This is a genomic window from Atopomonas hussainii (assembly GCF_900109735.1).
Classification (GTDB): Bacteria; Pseudomonadota; Gammaproteobacteria; order Pseudomonadales; family Pseudomonadaceae; genus Atopomonas; species Atopomonas hussainii.
In genome coordinates this window covers 266,402-278,958 of record NZ_FOAS01000003.1, presented here as the reverse complement: position 1 = coordinate 278,958, position 12,557 = coordinate 266,402, and the positions used below count along the sequence as shown (strand labels likewise).

General features: G+C 60.0%; 14 protein-coding genes. 5 read left to right on the top strand and 9 right to left on the bottom strand.

From position 1 onward, the window contains the following. A partial coding sequence (locus BMX80_RS04385; RefSeq protein WP_139214006.1) for a transposase occupies positions 1-209 on the top strand: 209 nt, incomplete at its 5' end. Between the two features lie 159 nt (positions 210-368). After that, entirely contained in the window at positions 369-731 is a 363-nt protein-coding gene (locus BMX80_RS04380) for a hypothetical protein (protein WP_139214016.1), read from the top strand. An 86-nt stretch (positions 732-817) separates the two neighbouring features. Here BMX80_RS04380 and BMX80_RS04375 read toward each other — a convergent pair whose 3' ends face one another. The 4 genes from BMX80_RS04375 to BMX80_RS04355 form a co-directional block, all read right to left on the bottom strand. Beyond that, positions 818-1,402: an NAD(P)H-dependent oxidoreductase gene (locus BMX80_RS04375; RefSeq protein WP_074865546.1), complete on the bottom strand. Its 585-nt coding sequence runs from the start codon at positions 1,400-1,402 to the stop codon at positions 818-820. A gap of 21 nt (positions 1,403-1,423) precedes the next feature. Continuing rightward, positions 1,424-1,885: a DUF3291 domain-containing protein gene (locus BMX80_RS04370; RefSeq protein ID WP_074865543.1), complete on the bottom strand. Its 462-nt coding sequence runs from the start codon at positions 1,883-1,885 to the stop codon at positions 1,424-1,426. Positions 1,886-2,129: 244 nt separating this feature from the next. Next, positions 2,130-2,957, bottom strand: a complete 828-nt coding sequence (locus BMX80_RS04360) for a hypothetical protein (RefSeq protein WP_074865538.1) — start codon at positions 2,955-2,957, stop codon at positions 2,130-2,132. Between the two features lie 192 nt (positions 2,958-3,149). Next, entirely contained in the window at positions 3,150-4,172 is a 1,023-nt protein-coding gene (locus BMX80_RS04355) for a hydrolase (RefSeq protein WP_074865535.1), read from the bottom strand. 169 nt (positions 4,173-4,341) lie between these two features. Between BMX80_RS04355 and BMX80_RS04350 the strand changes: the two genes are divergently transcribed. Continuing rightward, the gene (locus tag BMX80_RS04350; RefSeq protein ID WP_074865532.1) at positions 4,342-5,004 is read left to right on the top strand and encodes a glutathione S-transferase; all 663 of its coding nucleotides are present in this window, start codon (positions 4,342-4,344) and stop codon (positions 5,002-5,004) included. Here the strand turns inward: BMX80_RS04350 and rsmD are convergent. The 4 genes from rsmD to BMX80_RS04330 all read right to left on the bottom strand — a co-directional run bounded on the left by rsmD (position 4,995) and on the right by BMX80_RS04330 (position 9,089). Continuing rightward, the gene (rsmD, locus tag BMX80_RS04345) at positions 4,995-5,600 is read right to left on the bottom strand and encodes a 16S rRNA (guanine(966)-N(2))-methyltransferase RsmD (protein WP_074865529.1); all 606 of its coding nucleotides are present in this window, start codon (positions 5,598-5,600) and stop codon (positions 4,995-4,997) included. The two genes, BMX80_RS04350 and rsmD, sit on opposite strands and share 10 nt — an antisense overlap. Next, entirely contained in the window at positions 5,600-7,072 is a 1,473-nt protein-coding gene (locus BMX80_RS04340) for a M16 family metallopeptidase (RefSeq protein WP_074865525.1), read from the bottom strand. Before BMX80_RS04340 ends, rsmD begins: the two co-directional genes overlap by 1 nt. Continuing rightward, positions 7,065-8,396, bottom strand: coding sequence for a M16 family metallopeptidase (locus BMX80_RS04335; protein WP_235821602.1), 1,332 nt, complete (start codon positions 8,394-8,396; stop codon positions 7,065-7,067). Before BMX80_RS04335 ends, BMX80_RS04340 begins: the two co-directional genes overlap by 8 nt. 99 nt (positions 8,397-8,495) lie before the next feature. Then, on the bottom strand, positions 8,496-9,089 hold the full coding sequence (locus BMX80_RS04330) for a uracil-DNA glycosylase family protein (RefSeq protein WP_074865518.1): 594 nt from the start codon (positions 9,087-9,089) through the stop codon (positions 8,496-8,498). A 96-nt stretch (positions 9,090-9,185) separates the two neighbouring features. Between BMX80_RS04330 and BMX80_RS04325 the strand changes: the two genes are divergently transcribed. Beyond that, the gene (locus tag BMX80_RS04325) at positions 9,186-10,241 is read left to right on the top strand and encodes a PA0069 family radical SAM protein (RefSeq protein ID WP_074865515.1); all 1,056 of its coding nucleotides are present in this window, start codon (positions 9,186-9,188) and stop codon (positions 10,239-10,241) included. 170 nt (positions 10,242-10,411) lie between these two features. Here the strand turns inward: BMX80_RS04325 and BMX80_RS04320 are convergent, their stop codons facing one another. Continuing rightward, positions 10,412-11,068: a hypothetical protein gene (locus BMX80_RS04320; RefSeq protein WP_074865512.1), complete on the bottom strand. Its 657-nt coding sequence runs from the start codon at positions 11,066-11,068 to the stop codon at positions 10,412-10,414. Positions 11,069-11,426: 358 nt separating this feature from the next. Here BMX80_RS04320 and coxB point away from each other — a divergent pair, with 358 nt between their 5' ends. After that, a complete protein-coding gene (gene coxB, locus BMX80_RS04315) occupies positions 11,427-12,548 on the top strand; it encodes a cytochrome c oxidase subunit II (protein WP_074865509.1) in 1,122 nt (373 codons plus the stop codon). Positions 12,549-12,557 lie beyond the last annotated feature (9 nt).

The window sequence follows — 12,557 nt, the reverse complement described above, 5'->3', positions numbered from 1 at the left end:
AAGAGCAAATAGAACGCCTGAAAGCCAAAGTGCGCGCCAAAGTCGAGCATCCCTTTCACGTGGTTAAAAATCTGTTTCATTACCGCAAAACGCGCTATCGCGGTCTGACGAAAAACACGGCGCAGCTGTTCAGCCTGTTTGGCTTCGCGAATTTGCTGCTATCCAAGCGACATTTGATGCGTGCTCACGGGATAAATCCGTCTTGCTGACGGGAAATGGCCTCTACGGAGGCTGCGCTAACGCCAAAAGGCGCTAGTCATGCGGGGAATCGAGCTGGTTTTCTGATTTTGCGCTGCGAATCGGCACTGGTGCTGGTGTGAGGCTTAATAAATCAGCGTTTCCTTAGCTTGGTTTTTTATGCGCTGTCCTTGCCGCTGAATGTATTTGACTATGGTTCGTCCTCATCGAGAGGAATAGAAATCTTGATGGTTGGCTGGCTAGGGCTGTTAGTGCTAGATGTTCGGTGGTACGCCAACCTTTTTTACTTTTACTGCATGGCATGTCTATGGGCTGGAAAAAAGACTCTCGGTTCTGCAGTTGCGGCTGTTGGCTTCGGCTCGTTAACTTTTATCTTGCCAATATATTATTACCCTGATGAAGGTCGTTCTTTTAAGGTGGTTCACTTGGAGTTGGGGGCTTATTTTTGGTTTGTTTCTTTCTTGATAGCCCTTGCTGTGGCGATTTATGAAAAGAAAGGTCCTCAATCTGGGCAGTTGTTAGGCAAAAAATAGAGTCAATCGTGCCCTTGAGTGATTGCCAAGACTGCCCGCCATTGGCGAAGGCGGCCAGCCTTGGAGGGGTAATCGCCGGATCACGCTTAGCTCAGCTGCTTGGCACGCTGCGCGACCTGCGTGAGCCACTGCTGGCGTTTGCCATCGTCGGCGTCGCGTAGCGGCGCGAAGGTGTCGATGCGCACCGGGCGAATGCCGCAGAACTCCAAAATGGTTTTCTTTAGCTGGTGGTGCGCCGGCATCTTGTACACCCAGCGGAAGAACCAGCGCGGCGTATCCATGGTGATAAACGCCTGCCCAGTGCGGCCGCTGAGCAGCTTGTCCCACAGCGATGAGTTTTGCCGGTATTTAAACGCAAAGCCCGGCAGCAGCACGCGGTCGAACAGGCCCTTGAGCAGCGCCGGCATCGAACCCCACCACACCGGGTACACCAACACCACATGCTCGGCCCAGCTGAGCGCCTGCTGCACTTGCTCCAGCGCTGGCTCCAAGGTCTGCCGCTGCCGATAGCCGTGGCGCAGGATGGGGTCGAACTCCAATTCGCCTAAGTAAAAACTGCGCACCTCATGCCCGGCGGCTTGGGCGTTTTGCACATAGGTATCGGCAATCGCACCGCAAAAACTGTCGCGGTCAGGGTGGCCGAGGATCAGGGCGATTTTTTTCGTGGGCATGGTGGCGTCCTTGTCGAGGGATTAGGCGGGGTTGAGCTGTGGCTGCGGCATGGGCTGGGCGATGCTAAATGCACGAGGGCTGCTGCCAAACTCTGCAATGTCCTGCAGCGCTTGTTGAGCTTCCTCAAGGCTTGGCTGATGCCCGGCAGGCACCCACCACAGCGCTAAAGAGGGCGTGGCCAGTTTGTCGAACCAGGCCTTTTTGTTTTGCAACAGCTGCAAATGCTCGCCACTAAACACAAAGGCTTTGAGGGATTCGACATCCCGCCAGACGGACAGATTGACGATGATTTGCGGATCAGGAAATACCCGCAGGCTAGTGGCATCGCCTGCCTCGGTTTGCAGTCGCCAAATAAACCCGTCGCGGCTTTCGGCGAGGGCGTTGACGGCCTCAATGCGGCTGGTGAAGCCATGCATCACCGGGCTGTCGAGCGGCGCTTTAGCGCGAGCGATGTTGATTTGCGCGAGCTGGTAGTGCGGCATGGAGGCGTCCCTGCATTTTGTCTTGGTTAAGACATGCGGGTTGAAAACGCGTTTTCAAGGTGTCAACGCTTTGCGCAGCGCTTGGTTTGTAAGCCGCATCACTAGGCAGCAGGCGCAACTTAGCGATGCGGCAACAGAACATTTGCACGTGCCAGTACCACACTTAGCTCAGGCGCAGCGTAAAGCCGTCTCGCTCGGCAAGGCGGCTTTAACTGCTGAGCTGCTTTAGGCCGTCGAGGCTGTGTTACTCCAGCACAATATCAGCCACTACGGTTTGTGCCGTCGGCCACGTGACGCTTGTGAGCCCTGTGAAGTTGTCGGGAAAGTCAAAGGTCTTGTAGTCGAGCGTTTGGGCATACGTTGTGGCTGTGTAGGTCACAGTGCCGCCACTGGCTAAGTGGCCGGTAAAGATCACCGATTGAGCGCCAATAGTGGGTGAGGTGTTGCGCAGCACTAAAGACTTGAGGCGAAAGTTGCCGCTGTCACGGGTTAGGCTAAAACTTGGGCTGTTGCCCAAGATGTAAGCGCCTTTGGCGTTATTGGCTAAGCCGAAGCTGCTGCCCAGCAGGCATTCTTGGTGACTGGGGCAGGCGGCGCCGTTCACCGCCGGTGTCACGGTGTAACCCGCTTGGCTGTAGCTGGTGTAGATGCCGCTGTTGGTCAGGCTGGCAAAGTTGAGCATGGTTTGTGCCGTGGGCGGCGTGCACGCAGACACATAGGCTTTGCGATTGACCTGCCGATTGGTCACCACTTTAACGCGGCCACCGCTGGGAATAGCGCTATATCCAGGAATCATTCCGACCCACTGGTAGGCACCGTTGGCTTGTAAAGGGATGGTGGCTAAGCGTATCTCCGCGCCTTGGTTGGGGGGGAGGTAGTCAAATGTCACGGCTGTAGCGGGGACCTTACGGGTGTATTGAACGCTGCCGGTCACGGTGAGTTCGCAGTTGGCGTTCACCTGAACCGAGTTGATGATCACGTTCAGAGCCAGTGCTTGCTGGGGTAGGCTGACTAGCGCAGCACACCCTAAGGCAGCCGTTAGACCACTGGCGGTCTTGAGTGAGAGAGTCATGTGATTCCTTCCATTGCATAAGTTGATGGCGATGCCAGAGCCCTATGCAAAAGAGTTTTCACGCACACGATGCACATGCAGTTCCTTTGCCGAGTACCACCTCTTGGCTATTACAGTTGTAGTCAGGGCAGAGGGTTTACGCCAAAAATCGATTAGCCAGCCAAGGTCGGTGGGGCACCTCGCGGATCAGTGCTACGCGCGGCGATAAACCGCCGCCAACCACTGCGGAATGCGCCGCTCTAAATAAAACCCGCGTGTCTCGACAAACCCCACATGCCCGCCGTGGCGGTGCCATTCCTGGGTGGTGCTGGGCGACAACTCGTGGGCTTCGGGCAGGCTGTGGCGGAACACGAAGGGGTCGTCTTCGGCCTGGATCAGCAGGGTCGGTACGCGAATCTCGCCCAGATAAAAGCGGCTGGAGGCGCGGCGGTAGTAGTCGTGCACGTCGGCATAGCCGTGCAGCGGCGCGGTGAAACGGTCGTCGTAGTCCCAGAAGGTGTGTACGTCGTCGCGGCGGCCAAGGCGCGCCAGTTGTTGGTGTTCCGCGAGCTGCCCGCGGCTGGCGTAGTCGCCGAGCTTGGCGTTGAGGTAGGCGAGCATCTCGTCCATGAAGTGCTTTTGGTAGACCTTAGAAAAGCCTTGGTTGATGCGCGTCGCGCAGTGGTCGAGGCGGTATGGCACCGACACCGCCACGGCGGCCTGCAGCAGTGCGCCGCTGCCGTGCTCGCCCAAGTATTTGAGCAGCACATTGCCGCCTAACGAATAGCCCACCGCGTAGCGCGGGCCGAGCGGCCATTTAGCAGCAAGGTGGCTGAGCACCTCAGTCAGATCGTCGCTGGCGCCGGAGTGATAGCTGCGCGGCAGCCGGTTGACCTCGCCAGAGCAGCCGCGCCAGTTCACCGCCACGCTCGGCCAGCCTTGCGCGGCCAGCGCTTGTTGTAAACCCAGCACATAGTGCGAGTCGGACGAGCCGGTTAAGCCGTGCAGCAGCACGGTTAACGGCAGGCTGGGGTCGTTATCCGGCGTGTGCTGCCAGTCCAAATCGAGAAAGTCGCCATCGGCCAGCCACAAGCGCTCGCGCTGGCGCAGCAAGCTGGGACGACGGCGTAGCAGCGGGCCGTAGAGGGTTTGCAGGTGCGCGCCGGGTAACCACCAAGCCGGGCTAAAGGGCGTGGCAAGGTCCGATGGAAAGTGCGGGGCAATCGGCGCTGGCATGGGGCAGGGTATCCGCGTAAACAGGCAAGGCTGGCTCGGTTGGGTAAGCCGAGCGCAGACCCTAACCAATGCCGCTGCCGCCGCCAAGCATTATGCGTGTCATCAATAGTGCTTGGCAGAGCTTGCCGCGTGGCGTACTCAAGCTGTTTTAGCCAAGGACACCTGCCCCATGCTGACCGTGCATCACTTGAACAACTCCCGCTCGCAGCGCGTGCTGTGGCTGCTCGAGGAGTTGGAAGTTCCCTACACCATCACCCATCACCAGCGCGACCCGAAGACCAATCTGGCGCCAGCAAGCCTCAAAGCCGTGCACCCGCTGGGTAAGTCGCCGCTATTGGATGACGACGGGCAGATCGTTGCCGAGTCGGCGGTGATTCTCGAGCACCTGATCGAACGTTACGGCCCGCAGCTGCAAGCCGCACCCGGCGAGGCGGCGCAGCAGGCGCGTTATTGGCTGCACTATGCCGAGGGTTCGCTGATGCCGTTTTTGGTCATGTCGCTGGTGTTCCAGAAGATCAAAACTGCGCCCATGCCGTTTTTTATCCGCCCGATTGCCAAAGGCATTGCCGATCAGGTGATGAAGGCGTTTGTGGAGCCGAATGTGAGCAACAACCTGCGTTATGTGGATGCGCACTTGGCTAAACACACCTGGTTTGCCGGTGAGCAGCTGAGCATTGCCGACTTTCAGATGAGCTTCCCGCTGGAGGCGGCCATGCACCGTTCGGCATTGGCCGCCGAGCTACCGCATATTGCCGAGTACGTGCGCCGCATGCAGGCGCGCCCGGCTTATCAGCGCGCGTTGGCTAAGGGCGGCCCGTACGATTACGCCTGACGCTGCCACAGCGAGTAGTGCACCTGCCCGGCTTGTTTCTCGCGGTGCAGGCGCCAGTGGGTGGGCAGGCCGAGGCTCGACGGCGCCTGCTCGCTTTCGCAGTAAATCCACGCGCGCAGGTTGAGCCAGTTGTGTTGCTCCAATAGCTCACAGGCCTTAACCAACAAGTCTTGGTGAAACGGCGGGTCGAGCAGCACCAGATCATAGGTTGTCGCTGGCGCTTGGCTGAGCAAGGCCAGCGCATCGCCTTGGCGAATCTCGCCGTTATCGGCTTTCAGCAAGGCTAAATGGCTGCGCAGGCTGGCTACTGCCGCACTGCTGGCGTCGAAGCCTAAGCCGCTGCTGGCGCCGCGCGATAGGGCTTCCAGCAGCAGCGCGCCGCTGCCCGCGAAGGGGTCGAGCACGCGCGCGCCTTCCACTTCGCCGGTTAGCCAGTTAAACAGGGTTTCGCGCACGCGATCCGGCGTGGGCCGCAGCCCCGGCACGGCGGGAAAGCTCAAGCGGCGACTGCGCCATTGCCCGCCGATAATGCGCAGTTGCCCGCCTTCGTTGGTGGCGCTGGGGCGGGGTTTAGGACGATTACGCGGCGACTTCATCAATGCTCCGGAGTGCTGCTGGGCGCAGGCAGGGTTTGGCTGCCGGGGGCGGGGATCGGCTGCTGCTCGACCGTGGGGCCGAGCGTGACGACGAGCAAATCATCCACCTTCAGCTGGCGCTGCAAGGCGTCGCGCACCTCTTCACGACTCAGTGCCTGCACTTGCTGCATAAAGCGCTGCAGGTGATCGCTGGGTAAGTCGTAGAAGCCAATCACCGCCAGTTGGCCGAGGATGTCGGCATTGCTGGCGTTAGACAGCGGATAGCTGCCGGCCAGCTCGCGCTTGGCGGCGTCCAGCTCGGCTTGCGTGGGGCCTTCGGCCACGTAGTCGCGCAGCAGTTGTTGGATCAGTTCTAGCGTGCCAGCGCTTTGGTTGGCGCGGGTTTGCACGCTGATCATAAACGGCCCGCGCGCTTGCATGGGGCTAAAGCCGGAGTAGATGCCATAGGTGAGACCGCGCTTCTCGCGTACTTCTTCCATCAAGCGGGTGCCGAAGCCGCCGCCACCGAGAATCTGGTTGCCCAGATACACCGCTGGGTAGTCGGCATCGCTACGCGATACGCCCAGCTCGCCGATCAGCAGGTGGGTTTGCTGACTGGGGAACTCGATATGCTGATTGCCGGGGGTGGGTTTGCTCGGTTGCGCCAGCGCTGGCAGGGCAGGGCCTTGCGGCAGCGCGGTGGCTAGCTCAGTGGCGATTTGTTCGGCGGTGCTGCGGCTGATATCGCCGACCATCACCAGCACGGCGTTGCCGGCGCTGTAAGCGCGTTGATGGAAGGCGCGCAGGTGGTCGGCCGTCAGCGCGCTGATGCTCGCTGGGGTGCCATCGCTGTTATGCGCGTAAGGGTGCTCGCCATACAAGGCTTTGAAGAAGGCCTGATTGGCTTGTTTGCCGGGGTTTTGTTTGTCGTATTCAAACCCGGCCAGCACTTGGTTTTTTAACCGCGCCAAGGCATCGGCGGGAGAGCTCGGCGTGGCGACCACTTGGCGGAACAAAGCCAGTGCCGGCTCGCGCTGCTCAGCGGCGCTTAGCGTGCGCAGACTGGCGATGGCCATGTCGCGGTAGGCGCCATTGCTAAACTGCGCGCCGAGGTCTTCAAACCCGGCGGCGATGGCGGTGGTGTCCAGCGTGCCGGTGCCTTCGTTAAGCATGCCGTTGGTGAGCATGGCCAGCCCCGGCTGGTCGCCATCACGCGCCGAGCCAGCGTTAAAGGTTAAGCGCACATCGAGCATCGGCAGCTCTGGCGCGGGCATAAACAGCACGCGCAGGCCTTGTTCGGTGCTCCAGCGCTGAATATCCAGCGCGCGTGGGGCCGGAGCGGTGTGCTCAAGCTCGCTCAGAGTGCTCAGGCTGGGTTTTTCAGCGTTCTCGGCAGCGGGCTGCTCGAAGCTTTCGCTGAGCATCACGCCCATCACGAAGGCCAGTAACAGGAAGGCGAACAGGCCGATTAGGTCAAAACGGGGTTTAGTCATGGCTGGCCTCGTGCTCCGGCAAGACATGCGCGCGGGTCAGGCGCGAACGGGTGAAATAGGTTTGCGCGACGCGCTGGATATCGGCCGGGGTGACGGCCTCCAGCGCGGCAAGGTCTTCGTCCATCAAGGTCCACGACAGGCCAACGGTCTCCAGCGAGCCTAAGGTCATGGCTTGGCTAGTGATCGAGTCGCGCTCGTAAACCAGCCCGGCAATCACTTGGGCGCGTACGCGGGTCAGTTCTTCAGTGCTTGGCGGGTTTTGTTTGAGGGCATCCAGTTCGGCCCACAGGCCGGCTTCAACGTCGGCCAAGGTGCGCTGTTTTTGCACATTGGGCACGGCGCTTAAGGTGAACAGGCTGTCGCCACGCTTAAAGGCGTCGTAGCTACTGCCGCCACCGGCGATCAGCTCTTGCTCGCGCTCCAAGCGGGTGGGGATGCGCGAGCTGTAGCCGCCATCCAGCAGCGCGCTGGTCAGGCGCAGGGCGTGAGCATCGCTGGGGTTTGCTGCGGTGGCCAGGCTGGGCACGTTAAAGCCCAACAGCACGCTGGGCAGCTGCGTGCGCACGTGCAGGGTAAGAAAACGCTCGCCGGGTTCGGCCAGCTCTAGCGGGCGCTTGGCGGGAGGAATAGCGCGGGCGGGAATCGGCCCGAAGAAGCGCTCGGCCAGCGCTTTCACCTGTTCGGCCTGCACATCACCGACCACCACCAGGGTGGCGTTGTTCGGTGCGTACCACTGCTGATACCAGTCGCGCAGCTCGCCGATCTGCATACGCTTTAGGTCATCCATCCAGCCCACCGTGGGGATGCGGTAGCTGCTGGCCGGGTAGGCGAGGGTGAGAAAGCGCTCATAGGCCAGACGGTTGGGGTTGTCGTCGGTGCGTAGGCGGCGTTCTTCTTTAATTACCTCGATTTCTTTAGCGAATTCATCGGCCGGCAGGCGCAGGGTGGCCATGCGGTCGGCTTCCATCTCCAGCGCGATGGCCAAGCGGTCGCTGGACAGCACTTGGTAGTAGGCGGTGAAGTCGCTGCTGGTAAAGGCGTTTTCCTCGGCGCCCAGCTCACGCAGGATGCGCGACGACTCGCCCGGTTCCAGCTTGCTCGAGCCTTTAAACATCATGTGCTCTAAGGCGTGCGACAGGCCGCTCTGGCCGGGCAGCTCGTAGCTGGAGCCGACCTTGTACCACAGCTGCGAGACCACCACCGGGGCGCGGTGGTCTTCGCGCACCAGCACTTTAAGGCCGTTGGCGAGGAGGAATTCGTGGGTTTTCGCCGCGGTGGCGGCGTGGCTCAGGCTGCTGGCAACGCCGAGCAACAGGGCTAACAGTAAGGACAACCGGGGCAAGGCAGGCTCCTTGAGGGGTTGTGAAATTAAACAAAGGCGCAAGCATATCGCATGCGCGCTAAACAGACTGGCCGCGTGGGGCTAAGTTCCCGTCGTGTTGCCCTTAAGCACCTGTGCGACCCGGTGCTGCAGGGCGGGGATCACCTCGCTGGCAAACCACGGGTTACGCGCCAGCCAGCGGTTATTGCGCGGGCTGGGATGGGGCAGGGCAATCAGTTGTGGCCAGTGTTGCTGCCAGGCACGCACTGTGTCGGTGAGTGTGCTGTGCCGGCCTAAGTGATAGGCGATGGCGTAGTTGCCGAGCAGGATGGTCAGTTGCAGGTCGTTAAAGCGGGCGAGCAACTCGCCGCGCCACTGTTCGGCGCATTCGCGGCGCGGTGGCAAGTCGCCGCTGGCGCCCGTGCCGGGGTAGCAAAAGCCCATGGGCAATAAGGCGATTTGCTGAGCGTCGTAGAAGGTCGCGCTGTCGATGCCCAGCCACTCGCGTAATCGTACGCCGCTGGGGTCGTCGAAGGGGATACCGGAGCGGTGCACGCGAACGCCCGGCGCTTGCCCGGCAATCAAAATGCGCGCCTCGGGGGCAAATTGCAGCACCGGGCGTGGCCCTAGGGGTAGGTGGGCGGCGCACAGCTGGCAGGCTCGCACTCGGGCGATAAGGTCGGCAGTGTCGGTCATGGGGCTATCTTCGGCGGCGCGTTGCTCGTCGGCAAGGCTGGTGCGTCGGGCGGAAAACTTGATACTGTTTATGCATACAGTTTTGAGGGTTTAACGATGGCCGGTAAACGCGCCGCGCGGGGGACGTTACTACAGCCGGCGAACCGTTTTGCGCCGTGCAGCAGCACGCGTGAGGATGACGACTGGTATCAGGCAGAAGTGCCATCGGCTCGGCCCACCGAGGTGCGTTACGAGCGCGCGCGTACGGTGATTAGCCGTAACCAGTCGCCGGATTTACCGTTTAGCCAGTCGATCAACCCCTATCGCGGTTGTGAGCATGGCTGCATTTATTGTTATGCGCGGCCCAGCCACGCCTATTGGGACTGGTCGCCGGGGCTGGATTTCGAGACCAAGCTGATCGCCAAGAGCAATCTGGCTGCTTGCCTAGAGCGTGAGTTGCAGGCGCCGGGCTATGTCTGTTCGCCGATCAATCTGGGCAGTAATACCGACCCTTACCAGCCGCTGGAGCGGGAGCAGAAACTCACCCGGCGCACGCTGGAGATTCTGCTCAAATACCGGCATCCGCTGACGATTGTCACTAAAGGTGCGTTGATCTTGCGCGATCTGGATCTGCTGGTGCCGTTGGCACAGGCTAATTTAGTGCACGTGATGATCAGCCTAACCACGCTGGACGATACGCTGAAACGACGCATGGAGCCGCGTACCGCCAGCCCCGCGGCGCGGTTAAAGGTGATTCGAGCATTAACCGCAGCGGGCGTGCCGGTGGGTGTGCTGTGCGCGCCGATGATTCCTGCATTAAACGATCACGAGTTAGAGGCGCTGCTGGCCGAGGCGCAGCAAGCGGGCGTTACGCAGGCCGCTTATATGTTGCTGCGCTTGCCGCACGAGGTGGCGCCGCTATTTACCGCGTGGCTGGCAGAGCATTACCCGCTAAAGGCGGCGCATGTGCTGAGTGTGATTCGCCAGTGCCGTGGCGGGCGCGACTACGACAGTCGCTTTGGTGCGCGTATGCGCGGTGAAGGGGTGTTTGCTGAGTTGCTGGCGCAGCGCTTTAGCAAGGCTTGCCAGCGTTTGGGCCTCAACCGGCGCGAGGGCTATGCCCTCGACTGCCACCAGTTTTGCCCACCCGGACAGCAATTGAACTTGCTGTAGCCGAGGCGTTAAAGCGGATCGGTCAGCAAAGGAAGCGCTGACTTAATCGCCGAACGGATCAAGCACAAGGCGTACGGCGCGCAGCAAACGAGGCATACCTAGTGGTAGGTGAGTTTGCGAGCACCGCACAACGCAGTGATTGGGTCGTGCAGGCATTCAATCAGCGTTTCCTAACAGGCGTGGGCGAGCATCCCCCAATTTAGCTCAACACCCAGCTCTGCCGAGAAGCACGGCCAGCGGCGCCAAGCGGCTTTCACTTTGGGGTCGTTAAGGTGTGCTTTGTAGGCTTCTAAGTTGTCGATATCAAAGCGCGAGCTGGCAAATTGGTGCAATGCAGCGGTGTGCACCAGCTCGTCCAGTTCATTGGCGAAGGGTTCGCCGATCAGCTGGTGAGCGATCAGATTGGCCACCGTCAAATCCATCGGGATCAGCGGTTGACCAAAGTGGGTCATGTAACAGTCGTTGATTTCCTCCACAAAGCGATGCGCCAGATAGGCCTCGTCGAGCAAGGCATCCAAACCGCGATGGCCTTCGAGTTGTGGCGGCGGCTCAAGGAAGAAGTATTCCGCGGCGCGCAGTAACGGCATGACGGTTTCCGTCAGGCCCGATTCGACGGCCACCGTGCAGGCTGCGTCGAGAAACTCCGGTACATGCGCAATGTATTGGTCGACAAAGTGCATCAGGCTGGCGAGTTGGTCGCCGCTTTGGCCCTGAATGCTCGGATGTAGTTGTGCAAGCTGTTCATTGAGGTAGCGCCTCAGTTCGCCGGTGTGCGCTTCGTAGTCGCGCGCCTGCTCGATGAGTTGCTTAATGTTGGTGTTTGACATAGCTCCCCCCGGAGTGAATCTGTCGCTCTCTAACTTAGTACAGCTGCTTGGAAATGCTTAGAACGCTTAGTCATAAACGCTTCATTTTCTGCTGGTTAGCTTGAGGATTTGCCGGCAAAAGGCGCTAGATCGGCGCTTTTGCGCCGGCGGATAAATTCACGCTGCGACAAATTGCCACACTGCAAACCCTGTCTATACTCAAAGTCGAAACGCGTACCCATTGGGACCCAGCAGGTTAGATCAGGCAGGGAACCGAGGTCTCGGCGACAAAGCTCTCGAGCAGGCCGTATTGCCACCGAACCCCGAGCCAGCACGTTTAACCGGCGGGCATACAACAAGAAAGATAGGGGAACCCGAGATGTTTCGACGCTCTGTGCTCACAGGGCTGCTCTTGCTTTGCGCCAGTCTTTCAGCGCAGGCGGAGTGGGCCGTCAACATGCGGCCTGGCGTGACTGAGGTCAGCCAGAACGTTTTCGATCTGCACATGATTATTTTCTGGATCTGCGTCGTGATCGGCGTGGTGGTGTTCGGCGTGATGTTTTTTTCCATGCTGGTCCACCGCCGCTCGACAGGGCAGCAGCCCGCGCATTTCCACGAAAGCACCACGGTGGAAATCCTCTGGACGTTAGTGCCGCTGATCATTCTGGTGCTGATGGCCATTCCGGCGACCAAAACTCTGATTGATATCTACGACGCTAGCGAGGCCGATTTGGATATCCAAATCACCGGCTACCAGTGGAAGTGGCAATACAAGTACTTAGGCGAAGACGTCGAGTTCTTCAGCAACTTAAGTACCCCTGCCGCGCAAATCGCTAATAAAGATGAAAAGGGCGAACACTACCTGCTGGAAGTGGACGAGCCCTTGGTGATTCCCGCCGGCAAAAAAGTGCGCTTCTTGATCACCTCCGCCGATGTGATTCACGCCTGGTGGGTGCCAGATTTGGCGGTGAAGAAAGACGCCATCCCCGGCTTTATCAACGAGAGCTGGACCAAGGTCGACAAGCCCGGCATCTACCGCGGCCAGTGCGCCGAGCTGTGCGGTAAAGACCACGGCTTTATGCCCGTGGTGGTCGAGGTGAAAAGCCAAGAAGACTACGCCGCCTGGCTGGATGAAAAGAAACAAGCCGCCATCGCCCTGCGTGAGCTGACCAGCAAAGAGTGGAGCATGGAAGAACTGATGGCGCGCGGCGAAAAAGCCTATCAAGGCAACTGCGCTGCTTGTCACCAGCCCACCGGTGAAGGCATGCCGCCGCTGTTCCCCGCGCTGAAAGGCTCGCCGATTGCCACCGGTGCCATCGAAGGGCACTTGGATATCGTCTTCAACGGCAAGCCCGGCACCTCCATGGCCGCTTACGGTAAGCAGCTGTCTGAAGTGGATATCGCCGCGATCATCACTTACGAGCGTAATGCCTGGGGCAATGCCGTGGGTGACATGCTGACCCCGCAAGACGTGGTCAAGTTCAAGCAGGCGCAGGAATAAGGAGACCGA